The 18,955-nt window shown below is 54.8% G+C and carries 16 protein-coding genes and 2 pseudogenes; 15 read left to right on the plus strand and 3 right to left on the minus strand.

The annotated features are described in order from the left end of the window. Window positions 1-102 precede the first annotated feature (102 nt). Genes BGP77_RS05170 through BGP77_RS05195 form a run of 6 tightly spaced genes read left to right on the plus strand, consistent with a single transcriptional unit; the run spans window position 103 to window position 9,549 of the window. Window positions 103-1,086 (plus strand): restriction endonuclease, encoded by a 984-nt coding sequence (locus tag BGP77_RS05170; protein WP_233252305.1) that lies wholly within the window; start codon window positions 103-105, stop codon window positions 1,084-1,086. A 25-nt stretch (window positions 1,087-1,111) separates the two neighbouring features. Further along, window positions 1,112-3,241 carry a class I SAM-dependent DNA methyltransferase gene (locus BGP77_RS05175; protein ID WP_108163652.1) on the plus strand — a complete coding sequence of 710 codons (2,130 nt, stop codon included), beginning with the start codon at window positions 1,112-1,114 and terminating at the stop codon, window positions 3,239-3,241. Next, window positions 3,238-4,473, plus strand: a complete 1,236-nt coding sequence (locus BGP77_RS05180) for a restriction endonuclease subunit S (protein ID WP_108163653.1) — start codon at window positions 3,238-3,240, stop codon at window positions 4,471-4,473. The genes BGP77_RS05175 and BGP77_RS05180 overlap by 4 nt, the downstream gene beginning before the upstream one ends. Next, window positions 4,470-5,846: an AAA family ATPase gene (locus BGP77_RS05185; RefSeq protein WP_108163654.1), complete on the plus strand. Its 1,377-nt coding sequence runs from the start codon at window positions 4,470-4,472 to the stop codon at window positions 5,844-5,846. Before BGP77_RS05180 ends, BGP77_RS05185 begins: the two co-directional genes overlap by 4 nt. Continuing rightward, window positions 5,843-6,511 (plus strand): retron system putative HNH endonuclease, encoded by a 669-nt coding sequence (locus tag BGP77_RS05190; RefSeq protein WP_108163655.1) that lies wholly within the window; start codon window positions 5,843-5,845, stop codon window positions 6,509-6,511. Before BGP77_RS05185 ends, BGP77_RS05190 begins: the two co-directional genes overlap by 4 nt. A gap of 2 nt (window positions 6,512-6,513) precedes the next feature. Beyond that, on the plus strand, window positions 6,514-9,549 hold the full coding sequence (locus BGP77_RS05195) for a type I restriction endonuclease subunit R (RefSeq protein ID WP_108163656.1): 3,036 nt from the start codon (window positions 6,514-6,516) through the stop codon (window positions 9,547-9,549). A 271-nt stretch (window positions 9,550-9,820) separates the two neighbouring features. Here the strand turns inward: BGP77_RS05195 and BGP77_RS05200 are convergent, their stop codons facing one another. After that, entirely contained in the window at window positions 9,821-10,747 is a 927-nt protein-coding gene (locus BGP77_RS05200; RefSeq protein ID WP_108163657.1) for an alpha/beta fold hydrolase, read from the minus strand. A gap of 47 nt (window positions 10,748-10,794) precedes the next feature. Beyond that, window positions 10,795-11,424, minus strand: coding sequence for a GTP cyclohydrolase II (gene ribA / locus BGP77_RS05205; protein WP_108163658.1), 630 nt, complete (start codon window positions 11,422-11,424; stop codon window positions 10,795-10,797). A 142-nt stretch (window positions 11,425-11,566) separates the two neighbouring features. Here ribA and BGP77_RS05210 point away from each other — a divergent pair, with 142 nt between their 5' ends. The 6 genes and pseudogenes from BGP77_RS05210 to BGP77_RS18380 all read left to right on the plus strand — a co-directional run. Next, the gene (locus BGP77_RS05210; RefSeq protein ID WP_108163659.1) at window positions 11,567-12,562 is read left to right on the plus strand and encodes an NAD(P)/FAD-dependent oxidoreductase; all 996 of its coding nucleotides are present in this window, start codon (window positions 11,567-11,569) and stop codon (window positions 12,560-12,562) included. A 317-nt stretch (window positions 12,563-12,879) separates the two neighbouring features. Then, the gene (locus BGP77_RS05215; protein WP_233252306.1) at window positions 12,880-13,539 is read left to right on the plus strand and encodes a DsbA family oxidoreductase; all 660 of its coding nucleotides are present in this window, start codon (window positions 12,880-12,882) and stop codon (window positions 13,537-13,539) included. Window positions 13,540-13,595: 56 nt separating this feature from the next. Next, window positions 13,596-13,934 carry a translation initiation factor Sui1 gene (locus tag BGP77_RS05220; protein ID WP_108163660.1) on the plus strand — a complete coding sequence of 113 codons (339 nt, stop codon included), beginning with the start codon at window positions 13,596-13,598 and terminating at the stop codon, window positions 13,932-13,934. A gap of 13 nt (window positions 13,935-13,947) precedes the next feature. Next, entirely contained in the window at window positions 13,948-14,241 is a 294-nt protein-coding gene (locus BGP77_RS05225; protein ID WP_108163661.1) for a DUF1244 domain-containing protein, read from the plus strand. Next, a pseudogene (locus BGP77_RS18375) lies at window positions 14,234-14,662 on the plus strand (UPF0149 family protein); the annotation flags it as partial. The gene BGP77_RS05225 and the pseudogene BGP77_RS18375, both read left to right, overlap by 8 nt. A 195-nt stretch (window positions 14,663-14,857) precedes the next feature. After that, window positions 14,858-14,935, plus strand: a pseudogene (locus tag BGP77_RS18380) (SEC-C metal-binding domain-containing protein); the annotation flags it as partial. Window positions 14,936-14,939: 4 nt separating this feature from the next. Here the strand turns inward: BGP77_RS18380 and BGP77_RS05235 are convergent. Beyond that, window positions 14,940-15,833, minus strand: a complete 894-nt coding sequence (locus BGP77_RS05235) for a LysR family transcriptional regulator (protein WP_108163663.1) — start codon at window positions 15,831-15,833, stop codon at window positions 14,940-14,942. A 115-nt stretch (window positions 15,834-15,948) separates the two neighbouring features. Here BGP77_RS05235 and BGP77_RS05240 point away from each other — a divergent pair, with 115 nt between their 5' ends. From BGP77_RS05240 to BGP77_RS05250, 3 genes are read left to right on the plus strand one after another with little or no spacing between them, the layout of a single operon-like run. Then, the gene (locus BGP77_RS05240) at window positions 15,949-16,941 is read left to right on the plus strand and encodes an aldo/keto reductase (RefSeq protein WP_108163664.1); all 993 of its coding nucleotides are present in this window, start codon (window positions 15,949-15,951) and stop codon (window positions 16,939-16,941) included. After that, window positions 16,941-17,882, plus strand: a complete 942-nt coding sequence (locus BGP77_RS05245; RefSeq protein WP_108163665.1) for an aldo/keto reductase — start codon at window positions 16,941-16,943, stop codon at window positions 17,880-17,882. Before BGP77_RS05240 ends, BGP77_RS05245 begins: the two co-directional genes overlap by 1 nt. A gap of 17 nt (window positions 17,883-17,899) precedes the next feature. After that, the gene (locus BGP77_RS05250; protein ID WP_108163666.1) at window positions 17,900-18,895 is read left to right on the plus strand and encodes an aldo/keto reductase; all 996 of its coding nucleotides are present in this window, start codon (window positions 17,900-17,902) and stop codon (window positions 18,893-18,895) included. Window positions 18,896-18,955 lie beyond the last annotated feature (60 nt).

Raw genomic sequence — 18,955 nt, forward strand, 5'->3', positions numbered from 1 at the left:
GCTTGATTGGCTGCGGCTTAACGTCCGGGATGTATAAGCGACCGAATTTCCGGTCGTGCTGAATTGATGGGTATTAATATGAGAGGGAAAACGATGACCAGGATGTGGATGGTACGCGGTGATGGTGGCAGTTTATATGACGCCTTTAGAGAACATGGCGTGGCTGCTCTGGGCTGGAATCAATTGGCTGTACATGCCAAACCTGGTATCGAGCGTCAGCAGTTAATTTCCCTGTACAAGTCTGCTGAACCACAGGCAAAACAAGGGACTGTAGTTTCGGGCGCATCCCAGGTCTGGCGCTTCGTCAATGAGATGCAGGATGGTGATAGGGTCATCACATATTCACCAGCTAATCGCTTGTACTCAATTGGAACAATTATTGGACCAGCCGAGCACTATCCAGAGTGGGCCGAGCAAGGTATGTCATTAGCGCGCAAGGTGCGGTGGCAATCAGAAGAGCTGCAACGCGACAGCTTGACTACCAGTACAAAGAACAGCCTAGGTTCAACCCTGACCCTGTTCGAAGTACCACCCAGAGCGGCAGACGATGTTTTAGCAGTGCTGCAGGGAGAAAAAGTGCCGGCTTTGGATGATGAAGCAGAGGAAGTTATTGCCGATCCTCTGGCCGACATTGAGTCTCAAGCACTAGAACGCATTAAGGATCGGGTCAATGAGCTTGATTGGGACGATATGCAGCAACTGGTCGCTGGTATCCTGCGAGCCATGGGCTACAAAACTCAAGTTTCCCCTCCCGGCTCGGACCGCGGAAAGGATATAGTGGCATCGCCAGATGGCTTTGGCTTTGAACACCCGCGTATCGTCGTAGAGGTCAAACATCGCAAGGGTCAGATGGGTAGCCAAGAAATCCGCAGCTTCCTTGGTGGCCGCCACAAGGATGATCGCGGGCTATACGTCAGTACGGGCGGTTTCAGTAAGGACGCTCTATACGAAGCCGACCGCGCTTCCATTCCGTTGGCGATGTGGACTCTGGACCACGTAGTGCGGGCGTTGATTGAGCATTACGATGGGACCGACACAGAAACTAAGCGGATCGTTCCCTTGAAACGGCTGTACTGGCCAGCCTAATTAATAAGTAGATGGTTTAATAACAATGAGTGTTAACTTTCAGCAACTCGCCAATTTCATCTGGTCGGTGGCCGACCTCTTGCGCGGCCCCTACCGCCCGCCACAGTACGAGCGCGTCATGTTGCCGCTCACCGTGCTGCGCCGTTTCGATGCCGTGCTGGCACCGAGTAAGGAGGCGGTGCTCGCGCGCTATCAGGAGCTCAGTGCGAAAAACATCTCCAACATCGATGCTGTCCTCAACAATCTGGCAAAAGATGAAGATGGCACGTCACTAGGCTTCCATAACCATAGTCAGCTCGATTTTTACAAATTGAAAGGCGACCCCGACAACATCGGTCGTCACCTGGCGGACTACATCGCCGGCTTTTCCGAAAACGTCCGCAAGATATTCGAGCGCTTCGAGTTCGACAAGGAGATCGAGAAGCTCGAAGAATCCAACCGCCTCTACCAGGTGGTGTCCCGGTTCGCTGAGATCGACTTGCACCCCAATCACGTCGACAACATCAGCATGGGTCTAGTCTTTGAAGACCTGATTCGGCGCTTCAATGAAGCCGCCAACGAAACTGCAGGCGACCACTTTACCCCGCGTGAAGTCATCCAGCTAATGGTTAACCTGCTACTTGAACCCGACACCAATGTGCTCACTCAAGCCGGTGTGATTGTCACCATCTGCGACCCGGCCTGCGGCACTGGTGGCATGCTGGCCGAAGCGCAAAACTGGATCCGTGACCACAACGAGCACGCGACGGTTAAGGTCTTCGGGCAAGATTACAACCCGCGCTCCTACGCCGTGGCTGCATCTGACCTGTTGATCAAGGGCCATAAGGATGGGCAGGTGGTGTTGGGCAATACCCTCACCGACGATCCGTTTCCGGACCAGCGCTTTGACTACCTGCTGGCCAATCCACCTTTCGGTGTGGACTGGAAAGCTGAGAAGAAAATTATCGACACTTGGTCCAACTTTAGGGGCTACAGCGGTAAGCTGCCGCGCATCAACGATGGTGCCCTATTGTTCCTGCTCTACATGATGAGCAAGTTCCAGGACTATAAGCCCGGCGATCGGAACAATCCCGGCTCGCGTACCGCCATCGTGTTCAATGGTTCGCCGCTATTTACTGGCGGTGCCGGCAGTGGCGAAAGTGAGATTCGTCGCTGGATCATTGAGAGTGACCAACTCGAAGCCATCGTTGCCCTGCCAGAGCAGATGTTCTACAACACCGGCATCGGCACCTTCATTTGGGTGGTCAGCAATCGCAAGGCCGAGCACCGAAAAGGCGAGATCCAACTGATCGACGCCCGTGAACGCTTTAAACCCATGAAACGCAGTCTCGGTGACAAACGTCGCTATCTTGACTCAGTCGCGCTCGATGCCGTTACCCGTGAACATGGAGGATTGGAAAACAGTCAGACCAGTCGCGTGTTTGACAACACTGACTTCGGTTATCGGCGCATCACAGTACTGCGTCCTTTGCGTCTGCGCTTCCAGATTAACGACGAAGCCCGCGAGCGCTTCCTCAACACCTGCCCTGAACTGTTTGACGCCCTTCAAGCAGTACAGGATGAACTCGGTACTGAACCGCTCTTGGACTGGAACCAGGCTTGGGCCACCGTGCAAAAAGTGTTCAAAACCCTGCCCGACGAAATGGAAAGTTGGGCCAAGGGTGCTAAGGGTTCTGCGCAGAAAAAAATATTCCGTGACTGTTTTACCACCGTAGACCCGGATGCTGAGCCGGTGATTGCGAAACGCTTCAAGGCGGATCCTATGGGAGGTACTAGTTACTTCCCCTCCCAGACCCTGCCCACTGACTTAACCACACAAGGTCTGCATATCCTGCTCGGCCTACACGAGGATGGGAAGAAAGGCTTCATCGAGTTCGAATCTGATCCAGCGCTAAAAGACTTCGAGAACATTCCACTCAAAGAAGACATCGTTAGCTATGTGCTTCGCGAAGTGCGCCCTTATCTAGCCGATGCCTGGATCGACCGCGAGACGCTGGACGACCTGGACGGCGGTATCGGAAAAGTGGGCTACGAGATCAACTTCAACCGCGTATTCTTCCAGTACCAACCACCGCGCCCGTTGGCAGAAATCGATACCGAGTTGGCTGAAGTGGAGAAGCGGATATTGAGCTTGCTAGGTGAGGTGACAAAGTGAGCCTAGCAATTGCTATCAAACATTGCCGTCTCAAGTACCTTGCCCAATTGAACATGGGACAGTCACCACCTTCAGAAGCCGTCACCAGATTCGACGAGGGCGATGGCCTACCATTCCTGCAGGGTAACGCCGAGTTCGGAGCAGTGTCGCCAAGCTACAAGCACACCTGCAACAATCCGCCCAAAGCTGCCATGAATGGTGACTTGCTAGTTTCAGTTCGCGCTCCAGTTGGCGCCTTGAATATTGCCGATCAACCATATGGGATTGGTCGCGGACTTTGTGCTGTGAAATGGATCAATATTGAACCCCGGTTCGGCTGGTGGGCCATGCATCACCATCGAGCGAAGCTAAAAGAAGTCGCAACGGGCTCGACGTATGAAGCAGTCTCTGCCGAAGATTTAGGCAATTTGGTTCTGTCTTTTCCGGATGAGCAGTCACAGTGTTTCATCTCCAACTACCTCGATCGTGAAACTTCCCGCATCGACGGGTTGATTGCCGAAAAGCAACACATGTTGGCGTTGTTGGAAGAAAAGCGCGCAGTCCTTATCAGCCAAATTGTCACCCGTGGCCTTGACCCCAATATCCCGTTCAAACCTTCCGGCTTAGAATGGTTAGGCGAGATTCCGGCACATTGGGAGGAGCCACGAGCGAAGGGGTTATTTCAGGAGGTTGATAAGCGGACAAAGACTGGGAAAGAGACACTTCTTTCTTTGCGAATGGGAAAAGGACTCGTGCCTCATCACGAAGTTTCAGAAAAACCACTGGAAGCAAGTGACGTTATCGGGTTTAAGAAGATTGAGCCAGGTCAAATGGTGATCAATCGAATGCGTGCCGCCAGTGGCCTAATTGCGGTAGCTACAGAGTCAGGTTTGGTTAGTCCTGATTACGCAGTATTTGAAGTTGTAGATCGAGAGCTTTCCATTGAGTACTTCCTTGAGTTGTTTAAGACTTCGCTACTTCAGGCAGTATTCAGATCCTCTTCAAAAGGCTTGGGAACAGGTGAACAGGGATTTTTGCGCCTATACACTGAGGCTTTTCTCTCTTTCCATTTTCCTTACCCGCCTGTTGAAGAACAGCTCACTATTGTGAAGTTTATCCAACGACAGCGATCAGAAATGTTGCATATGGAGAACCTGCTTCGCCATTCGATCGACTTAGCAAAAGAACGTCGCACAGCACTAATCACTGATGCTGTTACCGGTCAAATTCCATTGAAGGACATGGCCGAATGAAATTAAGAAAACTCACTCTTGCCAACTATAGAGGTTTCGATCAGTTCGAAATTAGCTTTGCCGATGACGTGACGGTCATTGCGGGGGTGAATGGAGTTGGTAAAACGGGCGTCTTGAAGGCTTTGGCAAGTGCGTTATCGTTGGCGCTGTCCGAGTTCACTGTTTCCAGAGAATCTCCGCGGGGCTTGAGTGATACCGATGTTCAATCGGGCAAGCCTGGACTATCCATATTAGTCACGCTTGACCTAGATTCGGCGCAGGTCACTACTGATTTGAATCGTCCGGCTCCTCTACCTGTTGATAAAGTAGAGACGCTGACAAAGCGCCGAGACGACTTGCGTTTTGCCAGACGCGAGACAAAGAAGGGCTCGAAAGATGAGCAGGAAATCATCGACGAAATCAGGGTGATTGAAAATCAGCTCGATCCAGTCTCGGACATCCCAACTGTCCATATCTTGCCCAGTGACGCAGCGATGGATGCAGATGAACTGGTTGCCGTTTTGAAGAAAGGGCGTCAGCAGCCATTTGCGGTGTTCTATACAACGTCACGTTTTTTGTCCCGACTTCCACCTATGCTGCCAAAAACCAGGAAGCTGGATATAACGACTGCCTATGACAAAGCGCTCAATCAACTGGAAGTGTCGCTCAACGATTTTGCCAGCTGGTATCGGGTCGTTGTTTCCGACTTTGCGGCTGCTACGAAAGAGCGGTTATTTCAGCAACTCGAACAAGCAATCAAGACTTTCCTCCCAGAAGTTAGTGACCTCACGCTGCACGAAGGAAGACCGCCAAGATTCAGCGTGATAAAGAGCGGCCAGCTGTTGTTTCTTGAGCAACTATCCGATGGTGAGCGTGGCCTGTTGGCACTGGTTTTTGACCTAACTCGGCGCTTGGCTATCGCCAATCCAGACAGTGATAACCCTATTGCTGAGGGTGTGGCGCTTGTCCTGATAGATGAGATCGAACTGCACTTGCATCCGAGCTGGCAACGTCGAGTATTAAGGTTGCTTCAGAATACTTTCACTCGATGTCAGTTCGTGGTCTCCACCCATTCACCTCAAGTCATTGGACAGGTCAAGTCTGAGAAGCTTCGGCTATTGCACCACAACAATTCAGGAAAGGTCGTCGCGGCCAATGCATCACAGTCCTTTGGCATGGATAGCAGTTGGATATTGCAGAACATCATGGGAGTTCCTGCTCGTGATTACGAGACGGAGCAGCGTCTTTCTGCTGTTTATCAAGCAATTGATGAAGATAGATTGGACGAGGCACGTACCCTTGCGGAGCAACTGCGTGCCGATATAGGCGATTTCCCTGACTTGCAGGAAGTCAGCGCGCTGTTAGACCGATTCGAGCTGCTGAGGTCTGAATGAGAAGAATAACAAAAACGCACCCACCTCGGAGACTTACAGAGTGGCGTGATGAAAATAGTAAAGTTAACCATGCCTATGGAGATCTACAGGGAACAGAAGCCTTTCACGACTTAAAGTCCAAATTGCTTCAAGAACAAGGTTGGCTTTGTGCGTATACGGGACGGTTAATCGACGCTGGCTCATCTCATGTCGAGCACATCAAGCCGCAGTGTAAATGCGCTGAATGGGAAGATGTTGAATATCGGAATGTCGTTGCTTGTTTCCCCGCAGATGGCGGAGATTTGTCACACGGATATGGGGCGCCGGTTAAGGCAAATTGGTGGGATAGGCAGCGGTTTGTATCACCGTTGTCTGTTGATTGCGAACGGCGCTTTCGCTTCGTTTGGAGCGGGCATATTCGTCCCAATCCCGATGGCCAGGAAGACGCGACAGAAACAATTAAGGTGCTAGGGTTGGATGAAAAGACCCTGCGCCAACTGAGAAAATCAAGAATTGATGGTTTCTTCGGTTTCGGGTCAAGGACTCAGAACCGACCTCTATCGATCAATGAAGCAAGAGTCGCACTGGCAAACATTGAAAGTCACGATAGCAATGGACGGCTGCAGGAGTTCTGCTTTGTACTCAAGCAATTGCTTCCAAAGTACATTGCGCAAACGGAGGGATAAGCATGAAACGCACCAGCGAAGCCGCTTTCGAAACCGCCATCGAAGCTGTCTTGCTGAATGACGGATACAAGCAGATCGATGCCAAAACCTTCGACCGTGAACGGGCCATCTTCCCTGATGAAGCGTTGAACTTCATCCGAACTACTCAACCCAAGGTGTGGGACAAACTGGAAGCGCTGCACGGCGAGCAGACCGGTGCTCGAGTACTGGAGTCGCTGTGCAAATGGCTAGACACCCATGGCACACTGGCCACAGTGCGTCACGGCTTCAAGTGCTTCGGCAAGACACTGCGGATTGCTTTTTTTCGCCCTGCCCATGGCTTGAATCCAGAGTTGGAAGCTCGCTACAAAGCTAATCAACTGGGGCTGACCCGCCAACTGCACTTCAGTCCAAAGTCGGAAAAGTCGCTGGATGTGGTCTTGTCGGTCAATGGTATCCCAGTGGTGACGCTAGAACTTAAGAACCCATTGAGCGGCCAAACGGCGGCTAATGCTATCCACCAGTACCGTTACGACCGCGACCCGCGGGAACTCATCTTCACGTTTACCAAACGCACGTTGGTGCATTTTGCGGTAGACACCGAAGAAGCGCACATGGCCACTCGCTTGGCCGGTTCGTCTACCTACTTTCTGCCCTTTAATCGGGGCATGGATGGTGGCGCCGGTAACCCACCCGACCATGAAGGCCGCAACTACAAAACCGCCTACTTGTGGGAAGAAGTACTACAGCGTGACAGTCTGCTCGATCTGCTTGCTCGCTTTCTGCACTTGAATATAGAAGAGAAGACTACGGACGACGGTAAAAAAGTGCGTAAGGAAAGCCTGATTTTCCCGCGCTACCACCAGTTGCAGGCAGTACGTCAGATGGTAGCAGCCTCCGCAAACGAGGGCGCAGGGCATAACTATTTGGTAGAGCATTCAGCAGGCAGTGGCAAGAGCAACACCATTGCCTGGTTGGCGCATCGCCTGTCCAGCCTGCACAACGAAAGCGACGAACGGCTGTTCGACAGTGTGGTGGTCATCACGGACCGCGTGGTACTGGACCGCCAGTTGCAGAACACCATATACCAATTCGATCACCGCCAGGGTGTGGTGCAAAAGATTGACGAGGACTCTCGCCAGCTCGCAGAAGCACTTGAATCCGGCGTACCCATCATCATCACTACGCTGCAGAAGTTTCCGTTCGTGACAGAGCAACTGGCCAAGCTCAATGAGGAACGTGGTGAGGGCAGCAAAAGCCATCTACCGACGCGTAAGTACGCGGTGATCATCGACGAGGCGCATAGCTCGCAGTCTGGCGAAACGGCAACTGAGCTCAAGGGAGTGTTGGGCGGTGCCGATCTGCGCCGTAAGGCCCAGGAAATGGCCAAAGAGGAAGACGAGTTCGAACTCGAACGACTGTTCCGCTCCATGGCCAAACGAGGCCACCAGCCTAACATGAGTTTCTTTGCGTTCACTGCCACGCCGAAGCACAAGACTCTGGCGATCTTTGGTCGCAATGGTGAACCCTTCCATCGCTACACCATGCGCCAGGCGATTGAGGAGAATTTCATTGAGGATGTGCTGAAGAGCTATGTTAGCTACAAAACCTTTTACAAGCTGGTTAAGAAAGCCGAAGACGACCCAAACGTTGAGCGTAAGAAGGCGGCCAAAGCTCTGGCCCGCTTCATGCGCTTGCACCCACATAACATCGGCCAGAAGACCGAGGTTATAGTCGAGCATTTCCAGCAGTTTACCCGACATAAGATTGGTGGACATGCCAAAGCGATGGTTGTCACTGGCTCGCGGCTGGAGGCGGTGCGTTACAAGCAGGAGTTCGACCGCTATATCCTGGAACAGGGTTACCCGATCAAGAGCCTTGTGGCGTTTTCGGGCGCTGTGGAAGACGACAAGGTCCCGGACAAGTCTTACACCGAAGTGGAAATGAATAACGGCCTGAAGGAAAAGGAGTTGCCCGACAACTTCGCCAAACCGGATTTCCGCGTACTGCTGGTGGCTGAGAAATACCAGACTGGCTTTGACCAACCGCTGCTTCACACCATGTACGTGGATAAGCGATTGGCGGGTATTCAAGCGGTGCAGACCTTATCGCGCTTGAACCGGACACACCCACTCAAGGACGATACATTCGTGCTTGATTTCGTCAACAAGCCTGAGGAAATTCAGGAGGCTTTCCGTCAGTACTATGACGGATCGGTAATGGGCGAGGAGGTCGATCCGGACAAGCTCTATGAGGTGAAGGCCGAACTGGATGCCTCGGGCATTTACCTGCAAACCGAGATTACTGAGTTTGCGCAGGTGTTCTTTGCGCCGAAGCGCCGGCAGAGCCCCGGCGACCACAAGTTGATGAATGCGATTCTTGATCAGGCGGTCGTACGCTTTGTGCAGTTTCAGAACACTGAAGAAGATGAAGCTGAATTGTGGCGCAGCAAACTGCAGGCCTTTCGCAATTTGTACGGTTTCCTGAGTCAGGTGATTCCCTATCAAGATAGCGATTTGGAAAAGCTCTTCACCTATCTGCGTCATCTCGCTTTAAAGTTGCCCAAACGCAAGAGCGGGCCAGGCTATCAGTTCGATGAGGAAGTGGAGCTTGATTACTACCGTTTGCAGAAAATCAGCGAAGGCTCGATCAGTCTCAATGAAGGTTATGCCAAACCGCTCGATGGCCCGCGAGAGGTGGGCTCAGGCATGGTACGTGAGGAGTCCGTTTCGTTGTCACGCCTGATCGACATTATCAATCAGCGATTCGGCGGTGAATTGAACGATGCAGATCAGTTGTTCTTCGATCAGATTGCCGAAGCTGCAAGCCAGAATGAGTCATTGCAAAAGGCAGCGGGGGTTAATTCCTTAGATAAATTCCAACTCGTGTTTCAACAGGTGCTGGAATCCTTATTTATTGAGCGGATGGAGCTGAATGAGGAGTTGTTCACTGACTATATGAGCAAGCCGGAAATGCAGGACTTAGTGTCGAAGTGGCTTGGTAGCCAAGTGTACGAGCGGCTAGCAGCGGCCGACAGAGATGAACATTCAAAAAGCTAAACCGGTGACAGCGCTACTAAATTTTGATCTATGCCGACTAAGCAGAAGATGGACGCCGATGGTCAAGTTAAAGGCCTTTAATCAGGTTATCCATGGATACTTCGCATCGGTGGAGAGTTGGGAGCGTCCATGGAAGGCTATTACAGCGATTGGCGGATGTGCTTAATCTTAGGATCTTTGAATAAATCAAGCACGTCGATTGAAATCAAAATTCCTTTTTAAATCAAAGATATGTGTCGAAAACGCCACCTCTGCATTGGGGTAAAGGCGTTCAGCTGATGTCTTCAGCGGAACGACTTTGATGCGCCAGACAACTGGCCAGATAGTGCCAGACTTCCTCAGCGTTAATCTCGTTAATCAATTCGTGCCGGCCACCTTCAAATAAGCGCGCACTGGCCACCTGAACCCCGGCAGTCTTTAACGCCTCGATGTGGCGCTTGATACCCCGGCCCCATTCGCCCAAACCATCGTCAGTGCCAGACATCAGATGCACCGGTAAATCCTTGGGCCAGGTTTCGGGACGAATCGTCAACATGCCGCCAATCAGATCGCTCCACAAACGCGGCGTGCAGGCGTAACCGCAGTAGGCGTCTTCGATGTAGGCATCGACTTGGGCGGTATCGCGACTGATCCAGTCGAAATCGGTGCGGTTGGGTTTGAAGTGGCGGTTGTAGGCGCCGAAATTGACCGTCTCAATAAAGCCACTGGCGTTGCGGAAGCCGCTCAGCAAACCCACCAGATTGACCACTTGTTTGGAGGCTACAAGCATCGGCCGGTTGATGCGGTTGGTGGAGCCGAGCACCAGTGCATCAAGGTCATCGCCGAATTGCTGAGTCACGCATTGAGCCACAAAACTGCCCATCGAATGACCAAAAAGGGTGAGCGGCAATTGCGGTTCCAATTCGCGAGCGTAGCCAATGACCTGGCCGACGTCGCTGACCGCTTTTTGCCAACCGTTGTGGTCGGCCAGATGACCGAGGTCTTCATCGGGGCAGTCGTCGGAGTGTCCGCGTTGTTCCAATGCGACCACGGCAACCTGCTGTTCAGTCAGCCATTCCGCCAGGGGCGCATACCGGGCGGCGTGTTCAGCCATGCCGTGAACAATGACCAGAATTCGATCGGGCTGGCGAGGTCGCCAGACTTTGACGGGAATCGAATGACCATCGTCGGTCTCCAGCCATTCTTCAAGATACTGCATGGCGGCGCTCCTGCTCGTTAGGGTTGAGCCTGAGATGGTAGACGAGGCTAAGCCGGGTCGGAATCCTTAGGGTCGCTTTGTTGATCCAAACGAATGGAATGCGCTTGTTGATCAACCTTGGCTTTCAGATAAGCCGCATTATGACGATTCACATAGACACCGGTATCCACCCGGTCGACTACCACAATGCCGTGCTCTTCTAATTGACTGGCCTTGTGCGGGTTGTTCGACAGCAGACGAATGCGCGCAATGCCCAGCGCTTGCAGCATTTCTGCGGCGGGCGTGAAATCGCGCAGGTCGTGACCGAAACCGAGCATGGTATTGGCGGTGTAGGTGTCGATGCCCTGATCCTGCAATGCGTAAGCATCGAGCTTGTTGTACAGACCGATGCCGCGCCCTTCCTGACGCAGATACAACAAAATGCCACCTTGTTCTGCCAGCAATCGCTGTGCTTCCTTTAACTGTTCGCCACAGTCGCAGCGCTGTGAGCCGAAGACATCGCCGGTCAGGCATTCGCTGTGCAAACGCACCAGTGGTGGCTCTTGAGTATCCAGGTCACCGTAAATGATGGCGATATGCTCTTTACCATCGCTGAGGGTATCGAAGGTGACAAAGCGGCTGGCTACACCAGCTTCCCCGAGTGGGATACCGACGCTGGCGCGTTGTTTAACAGTCATGGTGGTCTCTACTGCGGAGGCGTGCCCCCATTTATAGGGGCATGCGCGGTGAATAAAAGGTGACGTCAGTGTCTGGAATGTCGAATTGAAGGGAGTAGAGTAGAGCCATTCCAACTTGTCCAGTCAGCGAGAGGAGCCTTGCATGGCGGTCTTTGCAATTGTAGGTGCGGGTCTGGCCGGAATGACACTCGCTCGTGAATTGAACGATGCTGGCCATCATTGTCAGGTGTTTGAGAAAAGTCGCGGCATCGGTGGCCGCTTGGCGACACGACGCTGCGATGGCTGGCAGGTCGATCACGGCGCTCAATATTTCACCGTCCGTAATGAGCAATTTCAGCAGGTGGTTGATACCTGGTGTCGCCAGGGTTGGGTCGCGCCCTGGGACGTTCAGCCCTGGTTACTCAATCGCGATGGCTTGCACGCTTCGCCCGACGATCGCCGCCGCTATGTCGGTACGCCCAGCATGAACGCCATGATCAAAGGCTTTGCTCAGGGGATCGATGTGTTTACCCAGACACGCGTCGACCGGCTCGAACGCGTCGGCGAGCAATGGCGCTTGTGGGACGACGCTGGCGAACAATACGGCCAGTTCGATGCCGTTTTTCTGACCGCACCACTGGCGCAAAGTTTGGCTCTGTTACCCGCCGGTGCTCGCGCCGAAGTCCCCTTGCGCAACGCCAGCATGAAACCGACCTGGTCTCTGGCCATGGCCTTTGATCAGCCCACCGGCGTTGAGCCGGACGCCATCTTCGTGCGTGAAGGCGTGATCGACTGGGCCGCCCGCGATTCAGCCAAACCGGGCCGCGAGGGCCCGCTGGAAGTCTGGTTGATGCATTTTGCGTCCCAATGGACGGCCAATCATCTCGACGCCGCGGATAATCTGTTGCAACAGCAAGGCCTGGCCTTATTGCGCACACTCAGTGGCGCGGCCACCGGATCCGATTTTCCCGAGCCGGTGGATACTTTTAAACATCGCTGGCTCTATGCGCGGTCTGGCCCGATCGAAACCCAGGTGCCGCAGTGGGATGCCTCGTTAAAACTGGGCTTGGCCGGTGACTGGACACTGGGCGATCGTCTGGAAGATGCCTGGCTCAGTGCCAAAACGCTGGCGGCGGACGTGCGCGCTGCCGACTTGTAACGCTGCGTCTTACAGCATCAGCAGAAACATCAGCAAGGTCAGCAACAACCCCTGAATAACGCCGATGACAATGTAGCGCCAGCCATGCGGAATGCGTTTGGGACGGTTGTTATTGTCGTTCATACAGCCACCTCTGAGCCGAGTGGGAATGGTGCGTGAGTGGCGTGGTGTTAGCTTCAGCCTAAGCCCCGGCCTTGCAACTTGCCAGCGTTCGCCCCATCTGACGGTTCACGATGGAACGAATGACGCGCAACGGCGTCTACGCCAACACCCCATACCGCAACGAACCTGGCCCGGCGTCAGGGTGGAGAACCAAGATGAGTGATCTGAAAGAACTGAAAATCGATGTCGTGTCCGACGTCGTCTGCCCCTGGTGCGCCATCGGCTACAAAAACCTGGAAACCGCGGTGCAGCGGCTGGAAGGCGATATCGACATCGATCTGCAATGGCACGCTTACGAGCTGAACCCGGAAACGCCCGTTGGTGGTAACCCCCATCGCCAGATGCTGAAAGACAAATACGGCATGTCGGACGAGCAGTATGCGAGCAATCATCAGCGCATCACCGACATGGGCGCTCAGGCGGGGTTTGAATTCAACTTCCGCGAGGAAATGCGCACCTCCAACACCTTTGATTGCCATCGCCTGTTGCTGTGGGCCAAAGACAGCGGCCACCAGACCGATCTGAAAATGGCCTTCTTCCAGGCTTATTTCACCGACACCAAAGACGTTAACGATCGCAGCGTGATTCTCGACGCGGTGGCGCAAGTCGGTCTGGATGTGGATGCCGCTGCGGCCGTTCTGGACAGCGATCAATTCGCCGCTGAAGTGCGCGCTGAAGAAGAGCGTTATCAGCAACTGGGCATTCAATCGGTGCCGACCTACATTGTGAACGATCAGTACGCCATCAGTGGTGGCCAGCCGCCGGAAGTGTTCGAGCAGGCGCTGCGTCAGATTGCCGATGAAATGAGCGCCTGAGCGGACCCTGCTATACTGCGCGGCCTCGTTGAAGTGAACCGTCACTAAGGATCGTTATGGCGCTGGTATACAGCACCGAAAGTGGCCGTACCTGCCCGGATTGCGGCCAGCCGCTGGACGACTGTCGTTGTGGCCCAGCCGCACCACCGCAAGGGGATGGCATCGTCCGGGTTTCGCGCGAAACCAAAGGCCGCAAAGGCAAAGGCGTGACGTTGATCAGTGGTCTGGCGTTGCCGGAAAAAGAGCTCAAAGCCGTGGCTAAAAAGCTCAAAGCCAAATGCGGGACCGGCGGCACAGTGAAAGATTTTGTCATCGAAATACAGGGCGATCAGCGCGACACGCTGGTGCCGGAATTGGAAAAACTCGGCTACCGCGTTAAGCGTGCCGGTGGCTGAGCGGAGCACTGCTATGGATTCCCAAACCCGAACTGAAATCGAAGCGGCGGCCTTTCGCCGGCTGCTCGATCATCTGGCTGAGCGAACCGATGTGCAAAACATCGACCTGATGAACCTGGCCGGTTTCTGTCGCAATTGTCTGTCGCGCTGGTACGCCGAAGCCGCGGCTGAAAAAGGCGAAAGCATCGATAAAGAAGCCGCCCGGGAAATCGTCTACGGCATGCCGTATGACGACTGGAAAGCTCAATATCAGACCGAAGCCCGTGCCGAACAACAGGCCGCTTTCGAGAAAAATCGCCATGACTGAAACCGCTGTCCAAAGTTTGGGGTTTGATGACGCCCGCCGCTGGCTGATCGAGCAATTGGCCGAGGCTGATGAAGGCGCCGGCGGCCCGGTGCCGCCGTCCATCGACGGCGTGGATGGGTATTTGTTTGCCATTGCTCAAGCGCCGGTGCCGGTTTCGGCCAGCGAATGGGTGGGCGATCTGCTCAGTCTGTTTGGCAATGAGGTGGATAACCGCGAAGCGCTCAATGCGTTGTTATCGTATCAGCGTCATCTGGAAAAGCGCTGCCTGGAGCAGCAGTATCCGATTCCGGAATTGAACGGTTTGGATGCTGTTGATCAGATCCAGCCCGGTCGGCCATTGAACGATTGGAGCCGCGGTTTTGATTTGGGTTTTGATCGCGTTGCACCGCTGTGGCAAACACTGATTCCGGCGGAGTTAAAAGCCGAACTCGACAGCCAGTGTTTTGCGCTCGGTTTCTTCGCCTCACCGGATAAAGCCCGCGCCTTTTTGGCCAGCCGCGATTCGCAGATGCGCCCGGAACAACTGGCCGACCAGATCATCGGTCAGTTCCCCAAAGCGGTGGATCTGCACGCCCGCCTGTCAATTTCCGTGGGCGATGTGGCGCAGGCCAAGCTGGAAGAGCCCAAGGTCGGTCGCAATGATCCCTGCCCGTGCGGCAGCGGCAAAAAGTATAAACACTGCTGCCTGCAGTAAGTCGTTACAGCGCACCCAGATCGATGCTGTGAAAACGGCGGATCAGATGGTCACGTACCATCTGTACCCGCCGCGGCAATTCCACGCGCGACGCCCACACCAGCCAGATGGTGGTGTTCTCAATCTGCCAGTCGCTTAACACCGGCACCACGCGCCCGGCCTGCATCGGTTCTTTCAGCACCAGATTCGATAAGCGGGCAATACCCAATCCCTGTTCCACCGCCAGCAACTGCGCCTGACTCGACGGCGAACGCCAATTGCCTTTGGGCGTGAGTTCAACGCTGTCGTTGCCGCGCCGGAAACGCCACACCTGCGGGGTGCCAGTGACGCAGTTAAAGCGGTTCAGGTCATCAGGGTGATGAGGAAAGCCCACCCGATTCAGATACTGCGGGCTCGCACACAAGCGATGCTCCAGCCGACCGATACGCTCCGCTTCAACGCCCGGGCCGGGGTCATCGCCGCCACGGATGACTAAATCGACCGGGTCCCGACTTAAATCGACGCGCTGACTGGAATAGTCGAGGCGGATCTCCAGGTCGGGGTGCGAATCGACAATCTCGGTCAGCACTTTGGCCAGATAATGCTCACCCAGCACGCCCCCCACCGAATTGATGCGCACCGGGCCGGACAACCGATCGGCCATTAACTTGAGCTTGTGTTCGGCATCGTCCAACTGCTGCAAACCGGCCTGACACTGGCGCCGGAAATGATCGCCTTCAGGCGTCAGATGCTGGCTGCGGGTGGTGCGTTGCAACAGCGTGACACCCAAGCGTTGCTCCAGTTGCATCACCAACTGACTGACTCGGCTGCGTGACAAACCCAGTGTTTGGGCTGCCGCGGTAAAGCTGCCCGCATCGCAGACGGCGAGAAAGGTTTGAATCTGGGTATAGCGGTCCATTGGTTAGCCTGAATAACGAATTCCGTTAATTTTTACCGGATTATCGTTTTGAACAAGCCAATTACAATAGCGGCCCGCAGCATTTCTGCATTCATCCTCATTCTCGGGAGGCGTTATGACCATTCCTGCACAACGTGAACTGGGCGGCACGGGCTACGCCGTATCGGAAATTGGACTGGGCTGCTGGCAGCTTGGCGGCGACTGGGGCGCGTTACCCGATGGCCAGGCCGAAGCGGTACTTGAAGCGGCCAGCCAGGCAGGCGTGAATTTCTGGGACACCGCCGATGTCTATGGCGGTGGCGAAAGCGAACGCATCATCGGTGCGTTTAACCAGGCGCATCCCGACCCGCAGCGCATCATTGTCACCAAAGCCGGCCGTAACGCCGACCTTTATCCCGATGGCTATCGCCGCGACACCTTACGCGCTTCCATCGAGGCCTCGCGTGAACGCTTGCAGGTAGAGACGCTTGATCTGGTGCAGCTGCATTGCATTCCGTTTGCCGAGATTCAACGCGGCGCGGTGTTCGAATGGCTCGACGAATGTCGTCAGGACGGTCTGATCCGTTACTACGGTGCCAGCGTCGAAACTGTCGAAGAAGCAACTTATTGCCTGGAGCACACCCAGGTCGCCAGCCTGCAACTGATCGTCAATCTGTTGCGCCAGGATATGACCGAGACGGTATTGCCGCTGGCCAAAGAGCAGGACGTTGGCGTGATCGTCCGCCTGGGCCTGGCCAGTGGATTGCTCTCGGGCAAGATGCAAAAAGATAAGGTGTTTGCTGCCGAAGACCACCGCAACTTTAATCGCGATGGCGATGCCTTTTTCGTCGGCGAAACCTTTGCCGGCTTGCCGTATGAAACCGGTGTCGACCTGGCCGAACAATTAAAAGCCTATTGCCCGCAAGGCGTCAGCCTGCCGCAGTTGGCCCTGCGCTGGTTGCTCGACCAACCCGCTGTCAGCAGCGTCATTACCGGTGCCAGCCGGCCGGAACAGATTCGCGATAACGCCGCCGTCTCGGCCATGGCACTGTTACCGGCTGAACTGCATCAGCAGCTGGGTGAGTTTTATCGCCAGCAGGTGCGTCACCAGATTCGAGGTGCCATCTGATGCAGTACCGTCGCTTAGGCAAAACCGAGTTAGAGGTATCGGAAATCGGCTTCGGTGCCTGGCAACTGGGCAATGGTGATCAGTGGGGTGGTATGACCGATGCCACCGCTCACGATCTGGTTGCGGCGGCGCTCGATCAGGGCTGCACGCTCTTCGATACCGCACCGAACTACGCGCTGACGCGCAGCGAAACCCTGCTCGGTGAGGCGTTAAAGGGGCGTCGTGATCAGGTGGTGTTGATCAGTAAGTTCGGTCATCACCCCGATGGTTCCACCGATTACGGCGTGCAGGCCTTTTGGCAGAGCCTGGAAAGTTCGTTGCAACGGCTGCAAACCGATTACCTCGATGCGGTGCTGATTCACAGCCCGCCCATGGCGCAACTGAATGGCCAGGACCCGATTTGGGCGGCGATGAAAGACGCCCAACAGCAAGGCAAGATTCGCTTTTACGGCGCCAGTACCGACTACGCTCACGAAGTGCGCGAGGTGCTCGACACCACCGACAGTCAGGTACTGGAATTGCTGTTCAATGTGTTGCATCAGGACGTGCGTCTGGCTTTTGACCGGGTGCGTCGCGACGACGTCGGGGTGATCACCAAGGTGCCGCTCGACAGCGGTTGGTTAAGCGGCCAATACAGCGCTCAAACCCGCTTTGAAGGCGTGCGCGAGCGCTGGAGTCAGGCCGATATTGAGCGGCGTGCCGACTTGGTAAATCAACTTAATTGGTTGACTGAGAACGATCATCCGCTGGCCGAACAGGCGTTGGCGTATCTGCTCAGTTATCAGGAAGTCAGCTGTGTCATTCCGGGTCTGCGGTCGATGACGCAACTGAATACCAACTTCGCCGCGGCCGGTTGTCGCATCAGCAACGCCGATCGCCAGCGACTGGAAGCGTTCTGGGATGAATTCACCGATCACGGGCAGCATCTGTTGCCCTGGTAAAGCATGAAGAGGTTGTTATGGAATACCGTCGTTTAGGAAAAGCCGGGCTGAAAGTCTCGGCGCTGTCGTTGGGCTCCTGGGTCACCTTTGGTAAACAGGTCGATCTGAAAGATGCCAAAACGCTGCTGAAAACCGCTTACGATGCGGGCATCAATTTTTTCGATAACGCCGAAGGCTACGAGGCCGGCGAATCGGAACGCATCATGGGCGAAGCGATCAATGCATTGGGTTTGCCGCGCGATACCTTTGCGGTGTCTTCGAAGGTGTTCTGGGGCGGTGACGGTGTGATGCAAAAAGGCTTGTCGGCCAAACACGTGCGCGATGCCTGCGACGCGGCCCTGCAGCGCTTAAAAGTCGACTATCTGGATTTGTATTTTTGTCACCGTCCGGACATCGATACGCCCATCGAAGAAACCGTTCGCGCCATGGACAACCTGGTGCGCCAGGGCAAAGTGATGTACTGGGGCACCTCCGAATGGAGCGCGCAGCAAATCACCGAAGCGCACGCCATTGCCCGGCAGGAACATCTGACGCCGCCGACCATGGAGCAGCCGCAATACAACATGCTCAATCGTCATAAAGTGGAAGCGGAGTTCCGGCCGTTGTATGACGGTCCGGGTCTGGGCACCACCATCTTCTCGCCACTGGCGTCGGGTTTGTTGACCGGCAAATACCTCGACGGCATTCCCGACGGCAGCCGTCTCGATCTGCCGGGCTACGAATGGCTGCGCGATGCCTTGCTCAGCGATGACGGCCAGCAGCGACTGGAGAAAATCCGCCAGTTAAAACCGCTCGCCGATGAGCTGGGTATGAGCCTGACGCACTTGGCGCTGGCCTGGTGTCTGAAGAACCCGAACGTCAGCACGGTGATTCTCGGCGCGTCGCGTCTGGAGCAACTGGAAGACAACCTCGGTGCGCTCGACGCCGTTGCAAAACTCGACACGGCCGTCATGGACCGCATCGATGCAATTCTGGATAATCGCCCGCCCAAGCCAGAACGCTTCGGCCAGTAACGCTTCGTTTGTCCACACAGGCGCCGGCGTTCGACCGGCGCCTTTTTATTTTAGGGTCAG

Source organism: Saccharospirillum sp. MSK14-1, assembly GCF_003054965.1.
Taxonomy (GTDB): domain Bacteria; phylum Pseudomonadota; class Gammaproteobacteria; order Pseudomonadales; family Natronospirillaceae; genus Saccharospirillum.